Below are 26,879 nucleotides of genomic sequence, written 5' to 3' on the forward strand. Positions count from 1 at the left end.
TCAACGCCGGGGGCAACCTCAGCGTGTCGGGCTCCAGCGCGGGCCTGAGCACCACCACGACCAGCGGTGGCAGCACCACCTTCGGTGCCACCGCCGTCAGCGGCAACCTGGGCATCACCAGCGCGGGGGCCACGGCCTTCAATGGCGCCACCGGCGTCACCGGCAACCTGACGCTGTCCAGCGCAGGCGCCGTCACGCAGAGCGCGGCCCTGGATGTCGATGGCACCACCGGCGTGTCGGCCAGTGGCCAGGCCGTCACCCTGAGCAACACAGGCAACGATTTCACTGGCCTGGTCACCGTCACCGGTGCCGGCGTGTCGATCACCGATGTCAACGCCCTGAGCGCTGCGCTCACGGCTTCGGGCGCCAGCACCCTCACCGCCGGGGGCAACCTCAGCGTGTCGGGCAGCAGCGCGGGCCTGAGCACCACCACGACCAGCGGTGGCAGCACCACCTTCGGCGCCACCGCCGTCAGCGGCAACCTGGGCGTCACCAGCGCGGGGGCCACCGCCTTCAACGGCACCACCAGCGTCACTGGCAACCTGACGCTGTCCAGCGCGGGCGCCGTCACGCAGAGCGCGGCCCTGGATGTCGATGGCACCACCGGCGTGTCGGCCAGCGGCCAGGCCGTCACCCTGAGCAACGCAGGCAACGACTTCACTGGCCTGGTCACCGTCACCGGTGCCGGCGTGTCGATCACCGATGCCAACGCCCTGAGCGCTGCGCTCACGGCCTCGGGCGCCAGTACCCTCACCGCCGGAGGCAACCTCAGCGTTGAAGGCACCAGCGCCGGTCTGAGCACCACCACAACGGGCAGCGGCACCACCACCTTCGGGTCCACCAACGTCACAGGCGGGGGCAACCTGCTCTCCAACAGCGCCGGCGCGATCGGCCAGAGCGGTGCGCTGAATGTGTCAGGCATCTCCACCCTGACCGCAGGCAGCGGTGCCCAGGCCATCACGCTGACCAACGCCAGCAACGATTTCACCGGCACCGTCACGGCCACCGGCTCGACCGTCGGGCTCGTCGACACGAACGCCCTGAGCACCGTGCTCAATGCGACCGGCGTCAGCACGATCCAGGCGGGCGGCAACCTCGGTGTCTCGGGCAGCACCGGCAGCCTGACCGCCAACGCCGACAACGGCACCACCGTCTTCGGCACCACCACGGTCACCGGCAACCTCGTGGCCACCAGCGATGGCGACCTGAGCAGCACAGGCCTCGTGACAGTCTCTGGCACCACCAGCGCCACCACCACCGACACCAACGCCACCATCACGCTGAACCAGTTGGCCTCGACAGGCGCCGTGGATGTGCACACCAACGGCACCGACGGCCACGTCTCCGTGAGCAATGCCTCGGCCCTGACGCTGGACGCCAGCGACATCCAGGGCAACCTGAGCGCCAGCGCCCAGGGCAACCTGAGCCTCACGGACAACGTCAGTGTCAGCGGTGGCAACCACATCCGCCTGCGCGCCATCGGTGCCACCAGCGACATCAGCACCAGCACCACGCTGTCGAGCACCACGGGCGAAATCAACATCCGTGCCGATCGCCATGTGGCGCTCGGCGCCTCGGTCACCACGGGCGGCAACGTTTTTGTGCAGTCGGGCGGCAACACCTCTCAAAGTGCAGGCACGGTCTCGGCCGGCAACATCGGCATCGTGGCGACAGGCTCGGTCACGGGCCTGAATGTGGATGCCAACACCACCGCACTGATCAAGGCAGGTCTGGACATCTCGGGCCAGATCACGGCAGACACGGCAGCCCTGCAATCGACCGGCGGTCTGGTCAATGTCAGCACCTCGGTGGACAACCTGAATGTGCAGGCCACAGGCAACGTGACCGTGGTCAACGACAAGACCCTGATGGTGGGAGCCAGCTCCGGCGGCAATGTATCCATCACCGCCGATGGCGAACTGACGGTGGACAACATGGCCGCCGTCAGCCTGGGCGCCAGCGACGCGGGCGTGCTCACGAGCAAGGCCTTCGAGTCGGCCGAAACCATCGGCGCACAGAACGGGGTCCAGACCGGCTCGGCCAGCACCTCGACGCTGACCCTGGTCAGCGGCGGATCCAACAACGACCTGACCCTCAACGGGGTGGTCAGCACCGCGGGTGGCGGCAGCATCAGCGCCTCGGGCAAGGTCATCCTCAACAATGATCTGACCTTGACGCAAGGCACCCTGTCCATCACCGCAGACGACGTCCCGGGCTTCGTGAGTCGCCCCGGTCTGTTCGGCCTGGGCAACGCGGCCGTCCAGATCACCGAAGGCGTGATCGAGCAGAGCGCCGGCAGCATCACCACGGGCGTGGCCTCGACCCTGGTGGTCAAGTCATCGCAGAACGGCTCGATCTACCTCACCGGTGACAACAACATCCTCGGCGGACTCTCCGTGGTCAGTGGCGCGTCCGGTGATACCGACACCACCCGCTTCAACACGCCGGTCGCGGTCACCGTGAGCGAGGTGAGCATCAAGTCCTCCGAGATCAATGTGGCGGGCCAGCCCGACATCACCAATCCGACTGCCACACCGCTGGGCATCGAGGCTGACAGCGTGGTGCTGGAGACCAGCAAGATCAACACCAGCACCTACGATGGCGTGATCCGTGGTCGCATGCCCTTTGACAAGACGCAGCAGTTGACCTTCACCTCGCTGCCTTCGCTGACGATCAAGATCCCCAGTGCCTCGCTGGGTGGCGGCGGCAGTCCCTTGTTCGTGGGCGGCGGGGTCAGCACCTCGTGGATTCAGACCCAACTGGGCGATGGCACCATCGATGGCCTGGTCACGGTCACACCCACTGGCGTGGGCCAGGACAAGGCCATCGTCTTCCTGGGTGGGCCGGAGAACATGGTGCCCATCTACCCCGGCAGCGGCAAGCCCACTGAAATCCGCGTCTTCTACAACGGTCTGGCCGCAGCCACCCCCGAAGAAGAAGCCGCGCTGAGCTCGGTGCTGTCCATCATCGAAGACCAGCGGCGCGTGCGCTTCGAAGAAACCGTGCGGACGGAAAACGTCTCCTCGCGTCTGCGCTCGGGCGTGATCGCCGAAGTGGGCTCGGGCCGCCCGGCCACGGAAGGCAGCGATTCGATCCGACCACCGGCGTCCTGCACACCAGCCGCCGGCTCCTTGAGCTGCCAGTGACGAAAAGGGCACACGGGATGGACCGCTTTCAGGGTAAAAATGCAGTTCGCCCTCGAATGGCTTCACCTTTGTGCCCGACATGATCCGAAAACCCGCCCGTCCCACCTTCCAGCGCCGCCGTCGCCGACTGCTCGGCTGGCCTCTGGCCACCTGGGCATCGGGCGGGCTGAGCAGCCAGGTGCTCGCCCAGGGATCGCTCTATGGACGGGTCAATGGTGACGCCGACGGCGGCGCCCCCACCCGGCTGGCCTTGCTGATCGGCAACCGCATCTACCCCAACCCCTTTGATCTGCCCCCGGTGCACAAGAACGTGCGGGACCTGCAGGCTGTGCTGGAAAAGCGTGGCTTCAAAGTCACATCCGCCGTCGACCTGGACCCGGCCAATCTGCGTCGGGTGATCACGCAGTTCGCCAAGGAGGCGGTCAATGCGCCCCCGGATGCCTCGGTGCTGTTTTACTTCACCGGCCACGGCATGCAGGTGGATGCCGAGAACCTGCTGCTGGGTGCAGGCATCAACCCCAGCGCCAACGAACCCGTGCTGCTCGACAGCAGCCTGCACTTCAAGCGCGATGTGATCGACATCCTGCCTCGCCGCCCTGCTGGCCTGACCATGACGGTGATCGACGCCTGCCGCACCAATTTGCGGGCCGCGCTCAAGGCGGGTGATGGTTTCAACCAGGTCGAAGCCCCGCTGGGCTGCCTGATCGCCTTCTCCACCGGTGCCGGCAAGCCCGCCATCTCGCCGTCGGTCGAAACCCAGAACACCTTCTACACCGGATCCCTGGTCAAGGTGCTGTCCACGGCCTCGGACGACATCACCTTTTCCGACATGTTCCGCCTGGTCAAGTTGGATGTACAACAGACCATGCTCAATCACCCCATCCCCGCCATCCGGCAGATGGCGCAGTTCCCCTTCATCGCGGAGAACCTGCGGGTGCGCATGCGCCTGTCGCTCAAGGCCGCCGAGGTGACCGCGCCGGTCAAGTTCACCAATGTGGACGAATCGACCGAATGGCAGGCCCTGGAAACCAGCTCCTGGCCCACGGACGTGATTCGCCTGGCCGACACCTACCTCAAGCACTACCCCAAGAGCACCCTGGCGGGCAGTGCCGAGGTGGCCAAGGACGGCGCCACCGAGGCCGAAAAGGCCATGAAGCGCAACGACGTCAAGCTCTACCGCAGCGCCTTCTTCCCCAAGTCCGACAACCAGACCCTGTGGCTGGAAGTGCGCAAATGCGCCCGGGGCGACAAGGATGCGGCCGCGCGTATCGCGCGCATGTACCGCCAGGGCGATGGCGTGCCCAAGGACGACAACCGCTATGAAGGCTGGCTGCAGTTTGCCGCGGCCCTGGGCAACGGTATTGCCTCCTATGAGCTGGCCATCCACTACCGCAACCAGGACCAGCCTCTGCTGGCCTCCCAGTTCGAGACCCGCGCCAAGGAGCTGGGCTACACCCCGCCCCCGACGCTGGATCATTCACGCAAGTAATCCTCCACAGGCCCGACCATGACCTGGACCAACAAAGTCATCTGGACGGAGGGCATGTTCCTCCAGCCCCAGCACTTCCAGCAGCACGACCGCTACCTGGAGCAGCAGTTGCGCGACCGCCTGCAGTCGGCCTGGCCTTACGGCTGGGGCTTTGGCGCGCTCACCCTGGACGAAGCCGCCCTCAACCTGGGCAAGCTGGCCGTGGCCTCGGCCCAGGGCATGCTGCCCGATGGCACGGCCTTCTCCCTGCCGGGCAACGATGCGGCGCCCGCCGCCTTCGATGTGCCCGCCGATGTGCGCAATGAACTGGTCGTGCTGGCCCTGACCCTGCAACGCCCCGGCGTGATCGAATCCGACGCGGAAGAAACCGGCGGCTCCCTGGGCACCCGCTACAAGGTGGTCGAGCTCGAAGTGGGCGACAGCAACACCAACGCCGACCGCGATGCCGCCCTGCAGATCGGCCGGCTGAACCTGCGCCTGATGCTGGCGCGCGACGCCGTTGAAGGCTATGCCACCCTGGGCGTGGCCCGCGTGATCGAGCGCCGCGCCGACAACAAGGTCGTGCTCGACCCCAACTACGTGCCGCCCCTGCTGCACGCCCGCGCCCACGTCATTCTGGACGGCTACACCCGTGAGCTCTACGGCCTGCTGCACCAGCGCGGCGAAGCCCTGGCCTCGCGCCTGGCCCAACCCGGCCGCAGCGGCACCGGCGAAATCGCTGACTTCCTGCTGCTGGAGACCGTCAACCGCAATGAGCCGCTGTTTGCGCACCTGCAGAACGTCTCGCAACTGCATCCCGAGCGCCTCTACAGCGCCTGCCTGACCCTGGCGGGCGACTTGTCGACCTTCCGGGACAAGCGCCGCCCGACGATCTACCCCGAATACAACCACGATGATCTGGCCCGCACCTTCCGGCCCGTCATCGATGACTTGCGGCAATCCCTGTCGATGGTGATGGAGCAGACCGCCATTCCCATCGAGCTCCAGGACCGCAAGTACGGCGTGCGCGTGGCCCTCATCCCCGATGTGGAATTGCAGCGCCATGCCCAGTTCGTGCTGGCCGTGGCCGCCCAGATGCCGGGTGAAGCCCTGCGCGGGCGCTTCCCGACCCAGGTCAAGATCGGCCCGGTCGAGCGCATCCGCGATCTGGTCAACCTGCAACTGCCAGGTGTCACCCTGCGTCCGCTGCAGGTGGCCCCACGCCAGATCCCCTATCACGCAGGCTTCAACTACTTCGAGCTGGAAACCCGCAACAACGAACTGTGGAAGCAACTGGAGACCTCCGGGGGCATGGCCATGCACATCGCTGGCGAGTTCCCGGGCCTGGAGCTGGAGTTCTGGGCCATCCGCGCCTGAGGCCCACCGGCCTTGATCTGAATTGCAGGAAAGCATCGTCATGAGCGATCAAGATCCGTTTGCCGCGTTCGAATCCGAGCGCACCGTCATCAAACCCAGCGCAGGCCGTGGCCGCGCCGGCGCCCCTGCGGGCGGCGGTGCCGGTGGTGGCGGGGGCCCCGGTGGCCCGGGCGGTGGGGGATTCGGTGGAGGGGGTGGCGGCGGTTTCGGCGGCGGCCCGGGCGGCCCCGGCGGCGCCATGGGGGGACCGGCCGGTGGCGGCAAGGAAGCCCCCCTGGCCATCGATGCCCTGATGAGCGCCAGCCTGAACCCGCTGGTCTCGGCCGCCATGCCCTTGCTGACCACGGCCCCGCGCATCCGTCACATGGTGCAGCACCCCAATCCGGCCGGCCTGAAAGACGCGTTGTCAGAGGGTATCCGCAAGTTCGAAAGCCAGGCCCGCGCCGACGGCCTGCCCAACGAACAGATCATTGCCGCCCGCTACGTGCTGTGCACGCTGCTGGACGAGTCCGCCGCCAGCACCCCCTGGGGGGGCTCGGGGGTGTGGTCAGCCCAGAGCCTGCTGGTGCAGTTCCACAACGAGACCTGGGGCGGCGAGAAGGTCTTCCAGCTCATGTCCAAGCTGGCCGAGAACATCCCGGCCAACCGCAACCTGCTGGAGCTGCTCTACGTCTGCCTGGCCTTCGGCTTCGAAGGCCGCTACCGCGTGCTCGACAACGGCCGCGCCCAGCTCGATGCCGTGCGCCAGCGCCTGTCGCAACTGCTGAGACAAGGCCGCCCCGAACCCGACAAGGCCCTGTCGCCGCGCTGGAAGGGCGAAGAAGCCCAGGCCAGCCGCCTGCGTGACGGCATCCCCCTGTGGGTCATCGGCGCCTTCGCCGGCCTGCTGCTGCTGGGCATCTACATCGCCTTCCGTTTCAGCATCAACAGCCATTCCGACCCGGTCTTCTCGGCCCTGCAGGCCATGGACGCCAAGGTCGGTGCCCTGGCCGCGCCCACACCGCCGCCGGCCGAACAGCCGCGTCTGGCGGGCTTCCTCAAGCCAGAGATCGACGCCGGGCTGGTCAATGTGCAGGATCTGGCCGACCGCTCCATCATCACCATCAAGGGCGATGGCTTCTTCGAGCCCGGCAGCGCCGACATCGCCGACAAGGTGCTGCCCCTGCTGGTGCGCATCGAAGCCGCCCTGCAATCGGTGCCTGGCTCGGTGCTGATCACCGGCCACACCGACAACCAGCCCATCCGCTCGCTGCGCTACCCCTCCAACTGGCACCTCTCGCAGGACCGCGCCAACGCCGTGCGCACGGTGCTCAGCGCCAACCTGCCGGCCGACCGCCTGCGCGCCGAAGGCCGCGCTGACGCCGAAGCCGTCGCCGAGAACACCACCCCCGAGGGTCGGGCCAAGAATCGCCGCGTGGAGATCACGCTGTTCGTGCAACAGGCGCAAACCAACAACGGCGGCAAGTGACGATCATGAAGAAAGTACTCTCCTTCCTCCTGCATCCCATCTTGCTCGGTCTGCTGGGCGTGCTCGCCCTGTCGGCCCTGGTCTGGTGGGTGGGCCCCCTCATCGGCTTCGGTGAGAGCAAGCCCTTTGAATCGACCTGGGTGCGTCTGAGCATCATCGGCGTGATGTTCGCCATCTTCGCGCTGAGCTTTGGCATCGGGGCCTGGCGTCGCAAGCGCGCCAATGCCGCCCTGCTCGAAGGCATGGCCAAGGGCCCCAGCGCCGCCGACAAGGAAGCCGCCACACTGGACGAGCGCTTCACGCAGGCCGTCAAGGTGCTGCAGGAATCGGGCGGCAAGAAGAACTCCATCTTCCAGCGCGGCCAGTTCCTCTACGAGCTGCCCTGGTACATCTTCATCGGCGCGCCCGGCTCGGGCAAGACCACGGCCTTGCTCAATGCGGGCCTGACCTTCCCCCTGGCAGAAAAGCTCGGCCAGGCCAGCGTGCGCGGTGTGGGTGGCACCCGCAACTGCGACTGGTGGTTCACCGACGAATCCGTGCTGATCGACACCGCCGGCCGCTACACCACACAGGAATCCGACAGCGATGTCGACTCCGCCGCCTGGAAGACCTTCCTGGCCCTGCTCAAGAAGTCGCGCCCCCGCCGCCCACTGAACGGCGTGCTGCTGACCATCAATGTGCAGGACGTGCTGCAGCAAAGCCCGGCCGACCGCAAGGAACACGCCGCCAAGCTGCGCGCGCGCATCCAGGAGCTGCACACCCAGTTGGGCATCCGCCCGCCCGTGTATGTGCTGCTGACCAAGACCGACCTGATTGCCGGCTTCAACGAGACCTTCGGCAACATGGGCAAGGAAGAGCGCGACCAGGTCTGGGGCTTCACCTTCCCCTACGCGCCTGACAGCGACAACGACCCCTTGCGCGAGTTCCAGTCCGAATACGCCGCCCTTGAAAAGCGTATCCGCGAGCGCGTGCTCGAACGCATGGAAGCAGAGACCGATGTGCTCAAGCGCGCGGCCATCTTCGCTTTCCCACAGCAGTTCGCCGGCCTCAAGGGCCTGCTGGGCGGCTTCATGGAGCAGGTCTTCAGCGGTGGGGGTTCGCTCGAAGAGCGGCCCATCCTGCGTGGTGTGTACTTCACCAGCGGCACCCAGGAAGGCACCCCCATCGACCGCGTGCTGGGCACCCTGGCACGCACCTTCGGTGTCGAGCGTCGCCTGACCGCACCGGCAGGCGCGCGTGGCAAGAGCTTCTTCCTGAACCGCCTGCTCAAGGAGGTCGTGTTTGCCGAGCAAGGCCTGGTCGGCGAGAACCGCGCCGTCGAGGCACGTCGCCGCAAGCTGCGCCTGGCGGGCGTGGCGGCCATCGCGCTGCTCAGCGTGCTGCTGGTGGCAGGCTGGAGCGTCAGTTATGTGCGCAACAAGGCCTATGTGGCCGAGGTCGATGCCCGCCTGCCCGAGCTCAAGAAGCTGGTCGATGGCCTGCCCCCTGCCACCAATGGCGACGTCACCCCGCTGCCCGGCGTGCTGGGCACGGTGCGTGCGGCAGCCACGCCCACGGGCTTCACGCTCGATGACGTGCCCCTGTCCTACGGCTTCGGCCTGTTCCAGGGCCGCAAGCTTGATGCGGCGGCCGAGCAGGGCTACAACCGCCTGCTGGACCACGCCATGATGCCGCGCGTGGCGCGTCGCCTGGAAGAGCGCCTGCGCGCCGTCAACCAGAACAATCTGGAGCTGGCCTACGAAGCCCTCAAGGGCTACCTGATGCTCTACACGCCCGACAAGTTCGACCCGGAGGCCATCAAGCCCTGGATCACGCTGGACTGGGACATCAACCTGCAACGCAGCCTCACCCCCGAGCAGATCGAAGCCCTCAACAAGGACCTCGACGCCATGCTGGCCCGTGGCGCACCGCAACCCTCGGTGCCCATGGACAAGGAGCTGGTGGCCAGCGTGCGCGAGATGCTGGCGGCCTACCCGCTGGAGTACCGTGTCTTCAGCCGCCTCAAGCGCCAGAAGCTGGGCGCCGACCTGGCCGAGTTCTCCGTGGCCTCGGCCGGCGGCCCCAACTCGGCCCAGGTCTTCGAGCGTGCCAGTGGCCAGCCCCTGACGAAGGGCATCCCCGGCCTGTTCACGCGAGAGGGCTACCACAAGGCCTTCAAGGATTCGGTCAACAAGGTCGTGGACCAACTGGCCGCCGAAGAAGGCTGGGTGCTGGGCACCAAGTCCTCGGGCCTGGCCAGCATCAAGGACAAGGCCATGGGCGGCAACAACGAGATGGGCGACCGCGTCCGCCGCCTGTTCCTGGAGGAGTACATCAAGGTCTGGGACGCCTACTTGGCCGATGTCCGCCTGGTCAAGCTCGGCGGGCTGGACCGCAGCCTGCAGGTGGCCCGCGTGCTGGCCGCCCCGGACTCCCCCCTGGCCGCCTACCTGCGCGGCGTGGCACGGGAAACCCATCTGGTGCTGCCCAAAGGCGAGAAGGCCGACAGCGGCACGATCGCCGGACGCCTGGGCATGAAGGCCGACAAGGCCAAGGAAGAAATGGCCGCCCTGGCCGGCGGCGGCGACCAGCCCGCACCCACCGATGGTGGCTCGGGTGGCCCCATCGAGCAGATGGTCGACGACCACTTTGCCCACATCCACCGACTGGTGGAAGGCTCGCCCGCCCCCATCGAGGACGTCACCAAGATGTTCAACGAGGTGTATGTGCAACTGGCCGCCGTGGACGCAGCCCAGAAGAGCAAGGCCCCCCCGCCTCCTGGCGGTGGCGGCGGTGGTGCCCTCAAGGCCGCGGCCGGCCTGCAGCCCGAGCCCATCAAGTCCATGCTGGAATCGCTGGCCGATGCCGGCGCCTCGCAAAGCCGCGTGGCCGAGCGCCAGGGCCTGACCTCCGCACTCAAGCCCGTCAGCGAGTTCTGCTCGCGGGCCATCGCGGGGCGCTACCCCTTCGCGCGCGGCTCCAAGGCCGATGTGCTGCCCGACGACTTCTCGCAGATGTTCGGCGTGGGCGGCATGATGGACGACTTCTACCAGCGCAACCTCGCGGCCCTGGTGGACACCGGCACCGACCCCTGGAGCTTCAAGCCCCTGCCTGATGGCAGCAAGCCCGCAGGCGGCGCGGCCCTGCCAGACTTCCAGCGCGCTGCGCGCATCCGTGATGTCTTCTTCCGCAGCGGTGGCCGCACCCCGGCCTTCCGCGTGGACATCCGTGCGCTCGAACTCAACGACGGGCTCAAGGAGCTGTCGCTGGACATCGATGGCCAGGTCATCAAGTTCGTGCCAGGCAACACGGCCGCTGCCACCGTGCAATGGCCGCCCGTGCGCCTGGCCTCGCAGGTCAAGGTGATGACCCTGCCGGCCAGCTCGCCCCTGATGTTCGAAGGCACCTGGGCCCTGTTCCGCCTGTTCGACCGCTTCGACGTGCAGTCCACCGGTCAGAGCGAGCGCTTCCAGGTGCTCATGAACATCGACGGCAAGCGCGCCCGTCTGGAAGTGATCGCCAGCAGCGCCTTCAACCCCTTCCGCCTGCGCGAGATCCAGCAGTTCCGCTGTCCGGGGGCGCTGTGAGCGGCGCCGACACCTCGGCGACCCCGGGCTGGTATGGCAAGTTGCCCTCCACGGGCGACTTCGCCTCCCGGCGCTTGTCCCACGAGCTGATCGAAGCCTGGGACCGCTGGCTGGCCGAGGAGATCGGCGAGCTGCGCCAGGAATATCCCGACGACTGGCTGCAGGCCTACCTGGACAGTCCGACCTGGCGCTTCGTGCTCAGCGCCGGCCTGCTGGGCGAGGCTCAGCCTCAGGCCATGGCGGGCATCCTCATGCCCTCGGTCGACCGCGTGGGGCGTTACTTCCCCCTGAGCATCATGGCCCCACTGCCCAGCCTGCCTCAGGACGCCGCGCAGGCCGACGCCCTGCTCAACTGGCTGCACGCCCTGGACGATCTGGCGGCCGATGTTCTGCAGGAAGACTGGCCCATCGACGACATGGAGCAGGCACTGGCTCGCCTGACACCGCCCCAGTGGTCCACCACGGACCCGGCCCTGAGCCAGGCCTTGTCGCGGCTGAGTGCGGGTGACACCCGCATGGTGGCCCTGCCCCTGCCCGAAGCGCGTGCCGCCATGGTCCAGACCCTGGGGCAGGCCCTGCTGGGTTGGGGCCTGCAAGCCCCACCTCAAGGCGCACTGGGACGTCAGATGGCCCCCGGCCTGGCGTGGTGGTGGAGCGACCCGCAGGCCACGCACCGCGAGCGCCAGACCCTGCTCAGCCGGGGGCTGCCCAGCGGGCAGGACTTCAGCGTGCTGCTGGGGTCGGTTCACCACAATGGCATGGCATCCAGCCAGGACCTCGGCGATACTGCACCTTTCGATCACCCCGCCGCCTGACGACGTACGATGAGCAGCGATCCATTTTCCAATCTGCCGCCCGCCGATGACAACGAGCGCACGGTGATCAAGCCGGTCAACACGATGTCGACCGGCGCGTTTCCCGCTGGCAGCCCCACGGGTCCTTCGCCCACCCTGATGCCGTCGAGCGCCCCCAGCTCCGGCAACCCCAAGGGCGACCACGACAGCATCCTGCCCGTGGGCACCTACCTGGGCGAATTCGAGATCACCGACCTGGTCGGCCAAGGGGGCTTCGGCATCGTCTACCTGGCCTGGGACCACTCCCTGGAGCGCCGCGTGGCCCTCAAGGAGTACATGCCCGCCGCGCTGGCCATGCGCACTGAAGGCATGACGGTGCAGGTCAAGGCCGCACGTCACCAGGAAACCTTCGAAGCCGGTCTGCGCAGCTTCGTGAACGAAGCCAAGTTGCTGGCCCAGTTCGACCACCCCTCCATGGTGAAGGTGTACCGGTTCTGGGAAGCCAACAGCACGGCCTACATGGTCATGCCCTTCTACGAAGGCGACACCCTCAAGGACATGCTGGCGGGCATGGACACCCCGCCCGACGAGGCCTGGCTCACGGCCATGCTGGTGCCCCTGACCGAGGCCCTGGAGGTGCTGCACAACCAGCAGTGCTACCACCGCGACATCGCCCCCGACAACATCATCCTGCTCAAGGGCTCAGGCAAACCGCTGCTGCTGGACTTCGGTGCCGCACGCCGCGTCATCGGTGACATGACCCAGGCCCTCACGGTCATTCTCAAGTCCGGCTACGCGCCCGTGGAGCAATACGCCGAGGTGCCCGGCATGCGCCAGGGCCCCTGGACCGACGTCTACGCCCTGGCTGCCGTCGTGTACTACTGCATCCACGGCAAGACGCCCCCACCCTCGGTGGGCCGCCTGGTCAACGACAGCTATGTGCCACTGGTGCAGTCGGCCGCAGGCAAATACAGCGAGCGCTTCCTGGCCGCCGTGGACCGCGCGCTCATCGTCAAGCCCGACGAGCGCACGCAGAGCATGGGCGAATTCCGCCAGTCACTGGGGGTGGGCGCAGGCTATGTGCCTCCCACCGAGATGCCCGACCCGCACGGCCGCGCGCGCAAGAGCAGCGGCTCGGCGGACAAGGGAGGCAAGCCAGCCGCAGGCAAACCCGCCAGCTCAGCAGGCGACAGCGGCGGCACCGGCAAGCGCCTGCCCCTGATCATCGGCGGCGCCGTCACGGCCGTGGCCGTGCTGGCCGGCATCGGCTATGCCGTGCTGGGCGGCTCGGGCGAGCCAGCAGCCGCCAGCGCAGCGTCGGCACCGGCCAGCACCGTGGCGGCTGTCACACCGGCGCCGACCACCCCGGCGGTCACGCCCGCACCGGTGCCTGCCGCACAAGATGCGCCCCCCACCGACCCCTTCGATCCGATCAAGGAGTTGCAACACATCGTCGAGCATGGCTCGGCGGGCTTCACGGTCGAGGCCACCGCCACCAAGCCGCGCTTCAAGATCGGCAAGGACCGCCTGAGCTTCTCCTTCACCTCGTCCAAGCCTGGTTATGCCTATGTGCTGCTGGTCAGCACCGACGGGGCCTTCATGAAGCTCTTCCCCAACCGCATGGCCCAGCACAACCGGGTGGATGCGGGCGAACACATCACCCTGCCCCACAGCTCCTGGCCCATGGACGTGGCAGGCCCGGCCGGCACGGACCACTTTGTCGTGATCGTCTCGACCTACCCGCGCGACTTCTCGGCCGCGGGCGAACGCGTGGACGGCGGTTTTGCCGAATTCCCGCGCGAACAGGCTGAGGCGGCCTACATGGCCCACCGTGGCGGCGGATCCGTCTTTGCCGGCAAGGCCATCTGCAACAACGGCACCCCCTGCGCCGACGAGTACGGCGCAGCCACCTTCACCCTGGAAGAGTACGAGTGAGCACGTCATGAGCCAAGACTGGACACCTGACTTCGGAACCCTGGACCGCAGTGCGCCCACCTGGGCCCCCAAACGCCCGGTCCGCATTGCCTTGCTGGGTGACTTCAGCGGCCGCGCCGCCGCCGGCATCCTGGACACGGGTGCCGCCCTGGCTCGTCGCAAGCCCCTGTCGGTCGAATTCGACTCCCTGGAAGACGCCCTGGCACGCCTGGACGTGAAGCTCAACCTGCCGCTGGGCGACAGTGGCAGCGTCGAGATCAGCTTCCCGGACCTGGACGCCTTCCATCCCGACCAGCTCTACCGTGAGCTCGATCTGTTCTCGCAGCTCTCCGGACTGCGCAAGCAACTGGGCAACACCGCCACCTTTGCCAAGGCCGCCGCCCAGGTGCAAAGCTGGGCCGGCACCGGCGCAGGCAAGGCCTCGCGTGCCAGCCGCCGCAGCAAGGCGCGGGGCGCCACACCCGCCATTGACGGCAAGCTCAGTGACTTTGCCCGCCTGGTGGGCCTGCCCAGCGTGCCCGACACCGCCAGCTCCACGGTGGACGAGCTGGTGCGCGGCATCGTGGCCCCCTTCGTGGTCGCGGCCCCCAATCCGCAAAAAGAAGCCCTGATCGCCTCGGTGGACGGTGCCCTGTCCGACGCCATGCGCGCCGTGCTGCACCATGCCGACTTCCAGAGCCTGGAAGCCCTGTGGCGCGGCACCGACTTCCTGCTGCGCCGCCTGGAAACCGGCCCCGGCCTGCAGGTGCATCTGATCGACATGAGCGCCGAGGAGTTCGCCGCCGATCTCAGCGCCGCCAGCGACCTGGCCGACACGGCCCTGTACCAGTGGCTGGTCGAGCAACCCTCGCAGGACAAGACCGGCGGCTACAGCCTGCTGTGCGGCCTGTATCAATTCGAAGCCACCCCGCCACATGCCGAGCTGCTGGGCCGCATGGCCAAGATCGCCAGGCAGGCCAACGCGCCCTTCGTGACTGGCATGGCGCTGGATGCGCTGACCGACCGCAAGCGCCCACCGCACGAACTGGTGCAGCAGGCCCTGCATGCGCTGCAGGACATGCCCGAGTCCAGCCACCTGGCCCTGATGGGTCCGCGCTTCATGCTGCGCCACCCCTACGGCAAACGCAGCGACCCGATCAGCGCCTTCGACTTCGAGGAATTCACCCCCGAGGGCGGTCTGCGCACCATGCTGTGGGGGCACCCCGCCTTGCTGGCAGCGGCCGCCTTCGCGGGCCAGGATGGCCTGCACATTGGCGATCTGCCCTTCTACCATTTCAAGGACGAGCACGGCGACACGATTGCCCTGCCCTGCACGGAGCGCCTGCTCAACACCGACGGCGCCACCACGCTGCGTGACTGGGGCATCACGCCCCTGCTGGCCCACAAGGGCGCCCCCGAGTTGCGGCTGGCCGGGCTGGACTCGGTCAATGGCCAGCCCCTGGGCAAGGCCTCGGTGGCATCGCCCCGTCCCCGCGTCACCATCGACACGTCCGTGGGCGTGGGCAGCAAAGCCGGCGCCCGCGTGGGCATGACCGTGAGTGCCCAATTCAAGAAGCCCGAACCCGAAGCCCGCACCACGGTCAGCGAGGAGGCCGAGGCCCCCGCCACCGCCACGGCGGGTGACGACGACCTGGACGCCCTGCTGGCCAGCCTGGGCGGTGAGCCCTCACCGGCCGCCGAGCCCACGAACAGCGCGGACGACGATCTGGACGCCCTGCTGGCCAGCCTGGGCGGCGACAGCAGCAGCGAGGCCAGCCCCGAGGCCGCCGCGGAAGACGATGGCATGGACCCCGAACTGGCCGCCCTGCTCAAATCGCTGGAGTGAGCCAGCGCCCCCGCCGAGCCCCCGATCCACCCCATGCCCCTCTGCCCATGAGCCCATTTGCACCCGCAGTTCGCACCCCACGTCCCTCCCGCTGGCTGGCGCCTCTGCTCGGCCTGCTGCTGACCTGCGCGCAGACGCTGATGCCTGCCCAGGCCAAGCCCACCGCTCCGGCCGCTGCAGAAGCCGCGAGCGTCCCTGCCAGCGCGGCCTCGGCGCCCGTGCGGGTGATGATCGAAGGTGCCACCGGGCCGGTGCTGCGCGTGGCCATCAAGCCCGCCAAGCCATTTGCCTACGAAGAAGGTGGGCACTGGAAGGGCTACAGCGTCGATCTGTGGATGGCGATTGCGCAGAAGAACAAGTGGCAGTTCGAGTGGGTGCCCATGGACACCGTGCCACAGACCCTGGAGAGCCTGCAAAAAGGCGAAACCGACGTCGGCGTAGGCGCCTTGAGCATCACCGAAGAGCGCGAGAAGGTGCTCGACTTCTCCCACCCCTTCTTCGAGTCGGGTCTGCAGATCATCACCCCGGCCGCCACGGCGGGCTCCATCTGGGTCGCCCTGGAGGGCCTGATGTCGGCGCCGGTGCTGGGAGGCATCTCCGGGCTGCTGATCGCCCTGGTGCTGGTGTCCTGGCTGCTGTGGTGGCTGGAGCGCCGGCGCAATGAAGAGAGCTTCCCCATGCCCGTGGGCGAAGGCATGAAAGAGGCCGTCTGGTGGTCCACCAATGTGCTGATCGCCGGCGGCTGCGAGAACAAGGCCCCTGTGGGCACCCCGGGCCGTCTGGTCGCGGTGGTGTGGATGCTGGGCGGCATTGCCTTCACCTCCTACATCACGGCCGTGTTCACATCGACGCTGACCGTCTCGCGCATGCAGACCGAGGTGCGCGGCATCAGCGACCTGCAGGGCCAACTGGTCGGCACGATCGAAGGCAGCTCCAGCGACGTCTTCCTGAGCAAGGCCGGCATCCCCCTGGAAGGACACGAAAATCTGGACTCCGCCATGGCCGCCCTGATGGCCAAGGAGGTCAAGGCCGTGGTCTACGACGCCCCCATGCTGCGCTACTGGATGACCACCCATGTGAGCGAGGCTGAAAAACTGGGTCTGGCGGGTGACACCTTTGCCCGTCAGCATTACGGCTATGCCATGCCCGTGGGCAGCCCTCGTCGCAAGCAGATCAACGAGGCCTTGCTCGACCTGCGTGCCGACGGTTTCCTCGAAGAGCTGGAAAAGCGCTGGTTCGGCTCCAGCCAGAATCAGCAAGGCACGCCTTGAGCTGGATCATCCCCCTAAATTCGAGCTCGCCGCCGTCCGCGCGAAAAGCTATCATTGACGCATTACACGTAAGGAGTGTCTGACCATGAAACGCACCATCACCTCTGATTTGCAAGCTGTGCGCAATCGCCTCGCGGTGGCCTGCCTGCTGACGGCGGCGCTGGGCACCGTGCCTGCCGCGGCCTGGGCGCAAGATGCCGCCACGCCTGCCGACCCTGCTGCTTCCAGCGCGTCCGTGGATGTGGGCTCGGCCGTGCCCGACGTGGCTGCTGTCAAGGAAGGCCTCTTTCCCGAAGACGCCTGCAAGGAACTCGAAGCCAACGGTTTCAAGTGCATGGGCTTCAAGCCCGCCATCAAGTACTCGCTGCCCGCCTCCTCGTTCGCACTGGGCTCGGCCATCCTGCCTGAGCTGCTCAAGCGCCAGCTGGATGTCTTCGCCGAAGTGCTCAAGGGCAAGCGCGGCACGGGACGTCAGGTCAAGATCATCGGCCACGCCGACGCTTCCGGCTCGCAAGCGGGCAACCTGACGCTGTCGCAGCGTCGTGCCGAATCCGTGCGTGCCTACCTGGTGCAAAAGGGTGCGGACCCTGCCATGCTGGCCGCTGTGGGCATGGGCTCGGCTGACCCCAAGAACAAGGCCAACCCCTACTCCAGCGAGAACCGCCGCGTCGAGATTGGCCGCGCTCCGGCCAAGTAAGCCCTTCTGTTCAAGCCGCTACGGTGGCCTGAAGAGCGCGCCCCCACAACACCCCGCTGGTCGGGGTGTTGTCACGTCTGGGCATGCGAGTATCGCGACTCACTTGCCCATATAGGCCCGAACCACCTGAAAATCGGTGCGGACGCCGCTGAGCGAAGGCGCATCCTGGAGGCTGCGTACCGTCACCTTGAAACGTCCGGGTGCCAGCTTGATGGCCTGCAGGCGCGACACCAGGACGCCCGATCCGATGGACGTCTCCTTGGGTTGTCGGATGTCACCGTCATGCACCACCGCGCCCGGCTGCCCACCCGTCATCGATACCACGGTCAGGCGCAGAACCAAGGGCACTCCAGGGGTGACCCATTCGCCGGTGGCCGCGTCCTTGCGGTTGCCGCCCGTCAGATCCCAGACCCGGTGGCGATCCTGCGGCTGATCCGGGTTGTAGAAGAAACGCAGATTGAAAGCATAAAAAACCTCTTCACGGACATCGAACTCCGCTTCGATGCTCTGCTCGGCCCGCCACGCCTCAAATGGCTGCGCAAACGGCGGCTTGAGGACCTCGCTCCCACTGACGCAGCCACCGCCGGCCCCGCCCACCACCAGCAAGGCCAGAGAACGCCCGCAGGCTCGGCGCAGGCCCTGCCACCACGAGGTGTTCATCACACGCCCGCGCTCAAGACCACAGCGTCACAAGGCGCCATCTTGCAGCGCCCACACGGTGAGCGCACTGAAGTTGTCATGGCTGGGCTTGTGGGCGGCGTTGCGCAGCACCAGCGCCTCCAGCATGGCCAGCCACTCGCGCGGGTCCTGCACCTGCGCCAGGGTCTCCTGCATCAGGGCCTCGTCCACATACTCCCACAGGCCATCGGTGCACAGCAGGAAGACATCGCCAGGGGCGATCATCCAGGGGTCCGGGCTCACGCCGATGCTCAGGTCCTCTTCGGGCGAGCCCAAGGCGCACAGCAACTCGCTGCGCTGGGGATGGCTGCGCATCTGATCGGCGCGGATCAGGCCCGCATCGGCCAGGGACTGCACCACGCTGTGGTCACGGGTCTGGGTGCGCAAGGCCCCCCGGCGGAAGACGTACAGGCGTGAGTCGCCCACGTGGCCCCACAGCGCCATCTGCGTGTCCAGATCGATGAACAGCGACACCACGGTGCTGTGCATGTGCTCCAGCTTGCCGCCACGCCGACGGTTCTCGTGGATGTAGCGGTTGGTGTCCAGGATGAGTTCATGAACCCCGCCCGGCCCCGTGACAGGCTCCTGGATGCAGCGCTCGATGATGTACTGCACCGCCAGCTTGGACGCCACATCGCCGCCACCATGGCCACCGGCGCCATCGGCCACCACACAGCACAGGTGGTGGTCCGAGTTCCAGTGCCCGCAGGCATCTTCGTTGTAGTTGCGCCCGCCCTGGCGGGAGATGATGGCCAGGTCCAGCTGGATCTGGCCGGGTGAGGCGAACACGGTGTCAGCAAACAGATTCGACATGATCGGCCTCAGACATCACGTTGAAGTTGGTCGATGTGCTCTTCGTAAGCACGCAGGAACTCCTTGCCGAAGAGTTCATGGAAATCATCACTGGCTTCTGCGGAGATGTGGCCGTACAGCTCGGTGAACACATCCCACATCTTGGCCTTGCGAGACGAAGGCAGCAGCGTGGCCAGCACCGATTTCTGCGTCAGCTTGCCCTCCAGCACGGCAGGGTCGAAGCGCTTGAGCACCCCCTCCAGCGCGGCGCGCATGCCTGCGACGAAGGCGAACTGGTGCGCGCGCAAGTCGTCATAGGCATCGCGCATGGCGGGGGCGGGTGGCATGAAGCCCCGGGCCGGTGGACTCAGCAGGTGGTTGAGCGCCACCTCTACCGAGGGCGAGAACTTCAAGGGGTTGTTCTCCTTGGCCACGATCATGGTCATCTCGGCACGGATCTCGCGCTTGAGTGCCGCGCGCGCCACCAGCAGCTCGACGGTGCCGCGCGTGGCTTCATGCACCAACTGGCCCAGCAGCTTCATGAACTCGGGCGTGAGCGACTGCACGGGCAAGGCCGGCATGCCCAGGCCTTCACGCAGGGCCGCGATGAGCGCGGCCTGGTCGGTGGGCACGGCCGCACCCACCGCTGGCGCCGCTGCAGGGGCCACGGTAGGTGCGACCACCGGGGCTGTGACCGGCGGGACGCTGGGTGGCACTGCCGCCCGTGCCGGAGCCTGAGCAGGAATGGACGCCGCGGGCGTCACCCCAATGCCCAGATCCGCCAGGCCCAGCGGGTCATGGGCCCCCGCCACCGGGGCCGTTGTGCCAAAGCTGTCGAAATCGCCCAGGCTGGGCGCCCCTGAGGGCGGGGTCACGGGCACAGCAGGATGCATGCCACTGCCGTTGCCCTTGGAGCGGATGACTGTGCGGCTGTCTTCCGCGCCCGAGTCCCAGGACAAAACTGCGCCCCGCGTGCCAGCGCTGCCGCCGACCACGGGGGGCGCCTTGACACCGGCCGAAGGCATCGCGGCGGCGGGTGCCGCCGGGGTCGCGACCTTGGGCGCCGCCATGGGCGCTTCCATGAAAGGCTGGTTCAGGGCCGACACATTGTCCGGCGCGGCGGTCGCCGAGGCGGCCGTCACCGTGTTGAGCGAACGCAAGGGGTCGACATGGTTGGCCATATTGGGCGCAATCGCGGCGGGCGCGAGCACCGAATTGGCCAGCGGATCGCCCCCAGCAGAGCCCAGACCGAACATGGCATCGATCGATGAGGCGGTGTTGGCCTTGCCGCCCCCCAGATCGCCCATACCAGGGATCAAGGGCGCCGCCGCGGCCCCGCCGAGTTCCAGCCCCAGACTGTTGGTGGCACCCAGCGTGCGCGACAGATCCTGCGCCTTGGGCGGGGCCACCGGATCGGGTGCAAAGGGATCCCAGTCATCCGGGATGCCGCCCGCGGGTGGGGCGGAGGCTGGCGCGACGGGCGCCTGTCCGAAACCACCCGAACCGCCACCACCAAAGCCGAAGGGATCCGATGCCGGCGCCGCCGGGGCGGACGAGAAACCGAAGGCCGCCATGGGATCGGCTGCCGCCCCGGAGGTGGGCAAGCCGCCACCGCCGCCAAAGCCCCCCATGGGCGCGGCAGGGCGCGGCGCTGGCGCGGCCGCCGGAGCCGAGAAGGCCATGCCCCCCAGATCGGCAAAGGGATCGGATGCCGAGGTGTGCGACACCCCTCCACCGGCCCCCATGGCCGTCACCGCATCCACCTTGATCGCATAGCCACCGATCTGCAACTGATCGCCGCTGGCCAGCGGCGCCTCGACCCCATTGCCCAGGGGCCGACCGTTGATCAGCACCGGGTTGCTGCCCCGGTCGACCAGCGCATAGCTCCCGTTGCGAAACACCACCTGGGCATGCACCCGCGAGATGGAGCGCTCCGGGTCCGGCAGCACCAGTTGATTGGTGTCGGCCCGGCCGATGCTGCCGCCCAACTCGTCGAACTGTGCGGCCAGCGCCTGCGGCAGGGGCGCTCCGTTGTAAGTCTGTACTGTCAGTTTGATCACGATCGTTGTTCCGTCATTCGGTGCGGTGCCAGGGCGGGCTCAGCGCAGGATATACAGCTTGCCCTCGACCTGGGCCAGACGCAAGGGCCACGCCACCTGCGATTTAAGGGGGTCTTCGCCCGAGGCGGTCTGGAGTACGGGGCGGCCATCAGGAAGGAGAGGCTCGATCAGCCGCCCCTCGGCCAGGGGCCGCAGCACGAAGCTGTCCGGCTCGGCGGGCAAGACGGTGGCCAGACTGCCCGCTTCAAACAACTGCTGCAGATGTTCGCGGATGCCTTGCGCCCAGGCCGTGGGTGTGCGCTGGTAGGCCAGGGCCAGCTCTTCGATGCGCAGGCGGCTCAGTTGCAGGTAGTTCTCGGCATCGCCTCGCTGGAAGTCGATGGCCAGGCCCTGCAGCAACTCCAGCACCTGGCGCGTCAAGGTCGTACTGGGGGTGATCACCGGTGCATCCAGCCAGCGCCAGCGCGGGAAGTTGACCGGCAGCTCCACATCCTTGGAGAAGCTGAAGGGCCACTCGAAGGCCTCATTGACGGCGGGTGACCACGACAGTTGCGACAACACCCGCGCATTGGGATCGGACGGAGACTGCCCCTCGTTACACAGCGCCAGGCTCAGGGTGACAGCCAAGTCGCCACGGCTGCGACGGGGCAGCACCGGCGGCAGCTCACCACTGGCCGACTGCACCCCCGCCACAAAACTGAGGCGATTGCGGCCGGACACCAGATACTCGTGCACCGGCAGGGTCATCGCCCCACCTTCGAGCCCGGTGCGTGCCACGGGCAAGCCATTGAGCGACGCTTCGACCGGGCACCCGCGGGACCAGACCCGCAACATCATCAGACGGTCCATGGTTGCTGCGCTGCCCTCAGGGAATCATCTCGGTCACTTGACCAGCAAAGGTCACCGAAATCACGCCGCCCCAAATACAGTTGAGCTTGGAGACGTTATCGAGGGCCGGAAACTGGTTGAGCATGACGGTGGCTGCACCTGGCACCCAAGGCGCGGGGGTCACCGGGATGCAGGGCATGGGCGTCAACACGCCCATCGCCGCAGCGGTCGCCGCCGCCACGGTCGGGTTGGACGGACTGGTGCACATCCCGAAGGGCCGGATGTTCACCATCGGGATGTGATCCATGATGTTGGCCGCTGGCTGGTTGCTGGTCATCATGCGGTGCAGCGGCAGCACACCGAGCGTGCTCGGCGCCATACCGAACGTGCACATCAGCACGGCGTTGTTACAGACATGTTGGGGCATCTTGATTCACTCCTGTCTTGTGGTGAGGCTCAGCCTGCACTCCAGTCAAGCAAGGTCATGGCGGGCCACAGCGCACGCTCGATGCATGTGTGCCCCCGCAAGGGATCCATCACCATCAGCGCCACCTTGCAGGGCTCGATCTTGAGCGTGCAATACCAGGCCCAGCCCTGACCATCGGGACGCGGGCGCAGCCCGGCCTCGCCCACCAGGGCGCCGGGCGCGCTGCCGGAGGCCTCGCACATGACGGCCAGCTCCGGGCTGCTCAAGCCCTCCATGGCCACCTGGAAGGGAAAGCGCCAGGCCGTCTTGACCGCCGTCAGCAAGGACGGCAGTTCCGACTCGGGCAGGTCACGCAGGAGGTCGGCATTCATGGCGGCCTGGCCGGCGGCATGCAATTCGATGCGCGCCTGGGCCCCACCATGCTTGAGCACGCCCTGCACGGTCAGCTCGGACGCACAGGCCACCAGACGCAGCAAGGCCTGCACGCGCAGGAAGCCCACGCTGCCCTGTGCATCGATGGCCTCACGCATGCCCCAGGTCCACGCCGAGGTGCCATGCATCAGATTGGGGGTGATCTCCAGCCGGGGTTGCAGCAGCACCTCGCTGCGGTTGAGCTCGGTGAACCAGCCCTCCATGCCCTGGATGAGCGCCTCGTTGAGCTGCATCCAGCCGGCCTGCCAGGGCCCGGTGGGCTGGGGCTGGCCATCACGCTCCAGCCGCACCACGGGCGGAGGCACCGCGCCGCGCACAGAGGCGTCGGGCCACTGCCACATGGGTTGCGACGAGGTTCTGAACTCCGCCAGCCACTGCTCGGCGGGAAACACGCTCACCACGGCGTCCTGCGCGCCCAAAGGGGCGCCGAACCGTCGCAGGCCGCAGGTTTCCGCCCGGATGTGCAGGTAACGGGGCACGGACTCCCGACACAGGGCACCATGCGGGATCAGCGTGCTCACCGGCCCGCCGGGCTTGGCCGCCACCACTTTGGCGGGGCCTTGTGTCGGGGCACGCGGCGGCACAAAAGGCTCGGCGCAATGCAGTGGCAGCTTGATCTGGCGCGCCCCCATGCCCGTCAACACCTGCCCGCCCACATCGCTCTTGATTTCGACGCGTGGGTGACGGTGCTCATCGCAGACCGTGTCGACCGCGCAGCGCAGGTGAAGCCAGGCCTTGTGCCCTTGTGCCGCCGGATAGGCCAGCGCGGCCACCTGCCGAGGCGCCACCTCGGCGCCAGGGGGCTGAGGCACATCGGTGCGATAGCGCTGAGGCTCGATCGTCATGGGGGCATGGTTGATCAGCGCCCCCTGGCCCGACCAGGCCAGGCGGTACTCGCGCCGCCAGCCCTGATCGCCCAAGGCCAGATCAAAGGCGCTCAGATCACACACCTGACGAGGCTGGGCCTGCACCGCCCCCGTACCCTCGATCCAGGCGGAGGCCGCCGCCGATGCCGGTACGGCCTCCATGGCCGCATCGGCTGCATCGAACTGCTCGGGGCCCAGGCCGGGCGCAGCGCGCTGCACCAGCACCTCGCGGGACTGCAGGGCCAGTTGCTGCGCCTTCACCGGCGGCGTGCGGCGCTCATCGCGCAGGATCTCGGCCGCCCACTCGAAGCCCGGCTTGTCATCGAAGGCCGGCCCCCACACGCACCACAGGTTCACATAGCGGGCCGCATGCGCCGGCTCCAGCAGCCCGTAGCGATGAGCCTGTTGCAGCGCTGCATCCACGAAGCTCATGCACCGGTCACCCAGCTTGGCCGCCAACTGGGGCCATTGCGCCTGCAGCACCGTCACCAGCGCGCGCGCGAGCCGCTCGCGCTGCTGCGTGAGGACCCAATCGTATTGTTCGGCAGACAGTCTCAGCATGGGCATTCCATCAGGCACCGGCCGCGGCCATGCAGTCACGTGGCGTCTGCACCAGTTGCCCGGCGCTCAGCGTCATCCAGTGCCAGGTTCGGGACCCCACCACCACCCAGTCGGTCAGTGGCCCGTACAGTTCATCGAGCTGCAAGGGATCGGCACGCGGCAACAAACCGAGCCACAGATCGGGGTCATACCAGGTCCACTTGCGCTGCGAGCCGTCAGGCAGCCCCACCTGCAGCAGACGCCGGGCGTGCTCGCGCATGGGCATCAGGGCCAACGGCCCGATGCCCAGCACACCCCAGCCCGGATAGGCCACACCGGCCTCCTGCAGCAACCAGTCCGTGAACTTCCCCTCGGGGCTCAGCTCGGCCAGATACGGGGCCACCGCCGCCTTCTCGGGCGGCTGCGCGCCACGCCACAGACAATCCCAGCCCTTGACGTCGGCGTCCTGCAGACGCTCCTTGAGCTTGGGCACGACCGCGCCATTGATCACCGCATACACGCGCGAGGCCGGACTGGCCCACAGCATGGACTTCAGATGGGCATACGACTGCTGCATGGGTCCTTAACTGGCATCAGCTGGCATTGGGATCTTTGTCCGCCGGGGGTTCCTCGGCCTTCTCTGGTGTGGGCGGTGCCGGTGGGCTGGCCGCCGAAGCCGACCCGCCACTGCCGCCGCCATTGATGTTGACCATGGGAGCGTCAATGCTGATGGTGCCCGGGCCGATCACGATCGAGCCCGCCCCCGCCTTGAGCGTGAGCGTCATGCCCGCTTCGATGGTCACGTTCATGCCACCCTTGATGTGGACGTTCATGCCGCCTTCGGCCTTGAGATCCTGGCCCGCCTTGACGTCCATGCCCTGAGCCGCATTGATGCCCATGGCCGCGCCACCGTCAATGCTCAGCTCGCCTCCAGCACCAATGCCCAGCGCACCACCGATGGCCTGAATGTAGTCACCGCCCACATCATGGTGGTGGTCCGCGCCATAGGTGGTCTTGACCACCCCGCCCACGGTCTGGTCCATGGTGCCGCCGATGGTTTCCTGGCGCTTGCCCCCCACGGTGATGGACTGGTCGACCTTGACCGTATCGGTGTCATTGTTCTCGACCTCGCGGTGGAAATCCTTCTGGGCCTGCAGCCAGATGTACTCCTTGCCCGGGTCATCGCAAAAGCGCAACTCGTTGGCGTCGGTGGCCGTGGTCGAGCCCATCGAGCGGGTCAGGATGCCCGTCAGGAAGGACTTGTCCGGCAACTGGTAAGGCGGCATGAACTCGGCGTTGTAGACACGGCCCGTGATGAGGGGCTGGTCCGGGTCGCCTTCCAGGAAGCTGATCACGACCTCGTCGCCGATGCGCGGGATGCTGATGGCGCCAAAGCCCTTGCCCGCCCAGGGTTGCGAGACCCGCACCCAGCAGGAGCTCTTGTCGTCCTTCTGGCCCAGTCGATCCCAGTGGAACTGCACCTTCACTCGACCGTACTTGTCGGTGTAGATGGGCTCGCCCGAGGGCCCGACCACCTTGGCGGTCTGGGGGCCATAGACCATGGGCTTGGGCGTGACACGCGGCGCACGGTAGGTGTCGGCCGTCGGCATGGCCTGGAACTCGCAGGAGTACTGCCCCTGGCTGCCTTCCTCGCCGCCGATCTGCACGCCTTCTTCCACGAAGATGTTGGTGCCGATGACCAGGTATTCGTCGTCCAGGCTGTTGTCGGGCAGGCCCTTGACCTTGAAGGTGTAGCCGCAGGTCACGCCACGCGCATCGGTCTGCGCCGAGGCCACGCGGAAGCCCGCCTGCTGCTCCTGAGCGCGCACCTTGGCGTAGGCCACGCCATCGCCATCCTGCGTGTATTCACCCGGGTAGTCGAACACCTCGAAGCTGGCCTGGTCGTGCGAGCGGCTGACCGTGTGGGTCTTGCTCAGGGAGGTGCTCGGGCGCTCGAAGTCGAAGTCGGCCAGCACCACCTTGGTGGGCAGCACCTGCACCCCCGCGCTCCAACTGTGCACGGACTCCATCAGATCATCGCGGTCAGCCCAGTTGGCACGGTAGGGCACCTGCGCATAGCCGGACACCGACCCGTGGGCCGAGATGCTGTCGCACAGCACCATCTCGTGGCCGCTCTCCGTGTGCTCGAAGTAGTAGTAGATGCCTTCCTGCTCCAGCATGCGGGAGACGAAGTTCATGTCGCTTTCGCGGTACTGCACGCAGTAGACCCAGGGCGTGTAGGACGCGGTCAGGCTCTTCTTGAACTTGGACAGGCCGCTGTGGTCGCCGAAGACTTCTTCGACGATCTGCACCACGGTCTTTTCCTGGAAGATCTTGCAGTCCTGCGTGCGCGAGAGGAACCAGAACCAGGGCCGCAAGGTGGCCTGGTAATGGAAGTACTGCTTGGTGCGACGCCCGGACTGGGCAAAGCGTGCGACCAGGCCGTTGAAGTAGCGCGTGCCACCCTCCGGCTGGGTCACGGCCACCGTCATGCTCTTGCCGAGGAAATCCGCCAGCTTGAGATCGGGCTTGTCGCACAGGATCTCGACCTGGTATTCGAAGGGGCGTGACAGCCCCTCCGACCCCGACATCGAGAGCAGCTGCATCTGGCCCTTGCCCCCGACATCGCAAATCAGTTCAGCGATCTGTGCCATGACATTCCTTTCAAATCGTCAAGCGGGCCTGGATCTGCAGTGCAGCGCCGGGCCC

18 protein-coding genes are annotated in these 26,879 nt (G+C 67.3%); 10 read left to right on the top strand and 8 right to left on the bottom strand.

Annotation, left to right across the window (positions count from 1 at the left end; all coding sequences use genetic code 11):
* The 10 genes from VFW84_RS14545 to VFW84_RS14590 all read left to right on the top strand — a co-directional run.
* The coding region (locus VFW84_RS14545) for a hypothetical protein (protein WP_329681181.1) at nucleotides 1-3,146 on the top strand (3,146 nt) is incomplete at its 5' end.
* Between the two features lie 79 nt (nucleotides 3,147-3,225).
* Nucleotides 3,226-4,635: a caspase family protein gene (locus VFW84_RS14550; protein WP_329681182.1), complete on the top strand. Its 1,410-nt coding sequence runs from the start codon at nucleotides 3,226-3,228 to the stop codon at nucleotides 4,633-4,635.
* An 18-nt stretch (nucleotides 4,636-4,653) separates the two neighbouring features.
* On the top strand, nucleotides 4,654-5,991 hold the full coding sequence (gene tssK, locus VFW84_RS14555; protein ID WP_329681183.1) for a type VI secretion system baseplate subunit TssK: 1,338 nt from the start codon (nucleotides 4,654-4,656) through the stop codon (nucleotides 5,989-5,991).
* Nucleotides 5,992-6,031: 40 nt separating this feature from the next.
* The gene (locus VFW84_RS14560) at nucleotides 6,032-7,459 is read left to right on the top strand and encodes a DotU family type VI secretion system protein (RefSeq protein WP_329681184.1); all 1,428 of its coding nucleotides are present in this window, start codon (nucleotides 6,032-6,034) and stop codon (nucleotides 7,457-7,459) included.
* A gap of 5 nt (nucleotides 7,460-7,464) precedes the next feature.
* A complete protein-coding gene (gene tssM / locus VFW84_RS14565) occupies nucleotides 7,465-11,025 on the top strand; it encodes a type VI secretion system membrane subunit TssM (protein ID WP_329681185.1) in 3,561 nt (1,186 codons plus the stop codon).
* Nucleotides 11,022-11,840: a type VI secretion system-associated protein TagF gene (tagF, locus tag VFW84_RS14570; RefSeq protein WP_329681186.1), complete on the top strand. Its 819-nt coding sequence runs from the start codon at nucleotides 11,022-11,024 to the stop codon at nucleotides 11,838-11,840. Before tssM ends, tagF begins: the two co-directional genes overlap by 4 nt.
* Nucleotides 11,841-11,849: 9 nt before the next feature.
* Nucleotides 11,850-13,754, top strand: a complete 1,905-nt coding sequence (locus VFW84_RS14575) for a serine/threonine-protein kinase (RefSeq protein WP_329681187.1) — start codon at nucleotides 11,850-11,852, stop codon at nucleotides 13,752-13,754.
* 7 nt (nucleotides 13,755-13,761) lie between these two features.
* The gene (locus VFW84_RS14580; RefSeq protein WP_329681188.1) at nucleotides 13,762-15,579 is read left to right on the top strand and encodes a type VI secretion system contractile sheath domain-containing protein; all 1,818 of its coding nucleotides are present in this window, start codon (nucleotides 13,762-13,764) and stop codon (nucleotides 15,577-15,579) included.
* 47 nt (nucleotides 15,580-15,626) lie between these two features.
* Entirely contained in the window at nucleotides 15,627-16,850 is a 1,224-nt protein-coding gene (locus VFW84_RS14585) for a transporter substrate-binding domain-containing protein (protein ID WP_329681189.1), read from the top strand.
* Between the two features lie 85 nt (nucleotides 16,851-16,935).
* Nucleotides 16,936-17,547, top strand: coding sequence for an OmpA family protein (locus VFW84_RS14590; protein ID WP_329681190.1), 612 nt, complete (start codon nucleotides 16,936-16,938; stop codon nucleotides 17,545-17,547).
* Between the two features lie 99 nt (nucleotides 17,548-17,646).
* On the opposite strand, the gene VFW84_RS14595 is transcribed toward VFW84_RS14590, so the two are convergent.
* The 8 genes from VFW84_RS14595 to VFW84_RS14630 are packed head-to-tail and all read right to left on the bottom strand — an operon-like array spanning nucleotide 17,647 to nucleotide 26,824.
* Nucleotides 17,647-18,207: a DUF5625 family protein gene (locus VFW84_RS14595; RefSeq protein ID WP_329681191.1), complete on the bottom strand. Its 561-nt coding sequence runs from the start codon at nucleotides 18,205-18,207 to the stop codon at nucleotides 17,647-17,649.
* A gap of 27 nt (nucleotides 18,208-18,234) precedes the next feature.
* Complete coding sequence (locus VFW84_RS14600; protein ID WP_329681192.1) at nucleotides 18,235-19,038, bottom strand: PP2C family protein-serine/threonine phosphatase; 804 nt, start codon at nucleotides 19,036-19,038, stop codon at nucleotides 18,235-18,237.
* Between the two features lie 8 nt (nucleotides 19,039-19,046).
* On the bottom strand, nucleotides 19,047-21,077 hold the full coding sequence (gene tagH / locus VFW84_RS14605; RefSeq protein ID WP_329681193.1) for a type VI secretion system-associated FHA domain protein TagH: 2,031 nt from the start codon (nucleotides 21,075-21,077) through the stop codon (nucleotides 19,047-19,049).
* A gap of 39 nt (nucleotides 21,078-21,116) precedes the next feature.
* On the bottom strand, nucleotides 21,117-21,926 hold the full coding sequence (locus tag VFW84_RS14610; protein ID WP_329681194.1) for a hypothetical protein: 810 nt from the start codon (nucleotides 21,924-21,926) through the stop codon (nucleotides 21,117-21,119).
* A 16-nt stretch (nucleotides 21,927-21,942) separates the two neighbouring features.
* Nucleotides 21,943-22,332, bottom strand: coding sequence for a DUF4280 domain-containing protein (locus VFW84_RS14615; RefSeq protein WP_329681195.1), 390 nt, complete (start codon nucleotides 22,330-22,332; stop codon nucleotides 21,943-21,945).
* A gap of 29 nt (nucleotides 22,333-22,361) precedes the next feature.
* The gene (locus VFW84_RS14620) at nucleotides 22,362-24,191 is read right to left on the bottom strand and encodes a hypothetical protein (RefSeq protein ID WP_329681196.1); all 1,830 of its coding nucleotides are present in this window, start codon (nucleotides 24,189-24,191) and stop codon (nucleotides 22,362-22,364) included.
* Between the two features lie 10 nt (nucleotides 24,192-24,201).
* Nucleotides 24,202-24,747: a DUF4123 domain-containing protein gene (locus tag VFW84_RS14625; protein ID WP_329681197.1), complete on the bottom strand. Its 546-nt coding sequence runs from the start codon at nucleotides 24,745-24,747 to the stop codon at nucleotides 24,202-24,204.
* A 16-nt stretch (nucleotides 24,748-24,763) separates the two neighbouring features.
* Nucleotides 24,764-26,824 carry a type VI secretion system Vgr family protein gene (locus VFW84_RS14630; RefSeq protein ID WP_329681198.1) on the bottom strand — a complete coding sequence of 687 codons (2,061 nt, stop codon included), beginning with the start codon at nucleotides 26,822-26,824 and terminating at the stop codon, nucleotides 24,764-24,766.
* Nucleotides 26,825-26,879: the final 55 nt, after the last annotated feature.

It is taken from the genome of Aquabacterium sp., assembly GCF_036279655.1.
GTDB lineage: Bacteria > Pseudomonadota > Gammaproteobacteria > Burkholderiales > Burkholderiaceae_C > Aquabacterium.

Bases quoted from the DNA above. Each gene is read 5' to 3' on its own strand.
- VFW84_RS14550 (WP_329681182.1), top strand. From the start codon at position 3,226: ATGATCCGAAAACCCGCCCGTCCCACCTTCCAGCGCCGCCGTCGCCGA.
- tssK (WP_329681183.1), top strand. From the start codon at position 4,654: ATGACCTGGACCAACAAAGTCATCTGGACGGAGGGCATGTTCCTCCAG.
- VFW84_RS14560 (WP_329681184.1), top strand. From the start codon at position 6,032: ATGAGCGATCAAGATCCGTTTGCCGCGTTCGAATCCGAGCGCACCGTC.
- tssM (WP_329681185.1), top strand. From the start codon at position 7,465: ATGAAGAAAGTACTCTCCTTCCTCCTGCATCCCATCTTGCTCGGTCTG.
- VFW84_RS14575 (WP_329681187.1), top strand. From the start codon at position 11,850: ATGAGCAGCGATCCATTTTCCAATCTGCCGCCCGCCGATGACAACGAG.
- VFW84_RS14580 (WP_329681188.1), top strand. From the start codon at position 13,762: ATGAGCCAAGACTGGACACCTGACTTCGGAACCCTGGACCGCAGTGCG.
- VFW84_RS14585 (WP_329681189.1), top strand. From the start codon at position 15,627: ATGAGCCCATTTGCACCCGCAGTTCGCACCCCACGTCCCTCCCGCTGG.
- VFW84_RS14590 (WP_329681190.1), top strand. From the start codon at position 16,936: ATGAAACGCACCATCACCTCTGATTTGCAAGCTGTGCGCAATCGCCTC.
- VFW84_RS14595 (WP_329681191.1), bottom strand. From the start codon at position 18,207: ATGAACACCTCGTGGTGGCAGGGCCTGCGCCGAGCCTGCGGGCGTTCT.
- VFW84_RS14600 (WP_329681192.1), bottom strand. From the start codon at position 19,038: ATGTCGAATCTGTTTGCTGACACCGTGTTCGCCTCACCCGGCCAGATC.
- VFW84_RS14610 (WP_329681194.1), bottom strand. From the start codon at position 21,926: ATGGACCGTCTGATGATGTTGCGGGTCTGGTCCCGCGGGTGCCCGGTC.
- VFW84_RS14615 (WP_329681195.1), bottom strand. From the start codon at position 22,332: ATGCCCCAACATGTCTGTAACAACGCCGTGCTGATGTGCACGTTCGGT.
- VFW84_RS14620 (WP_329681196.1), bottom strand. From the start codon at position 24,191: ATGCTGAGACTGTCTGCCGAACAATACGATTGGGTCCTCACGCAGCAG.
- VFW84_RS14625 (WP_329681197.1), bottom strand. From the start codon at position 24,747: ATGCAGCAGTCGTATGCCCATCTGAAGTCCATGCTGTGGGCCAGTCCG.
- VFW84_RS14630 (WP_329681198.1), bottom strand. From the start codon at position 26,824: ATGGCACAGATCGCTGAACTGATTTGCGATGTCGGGGGCAAGGGCCAG.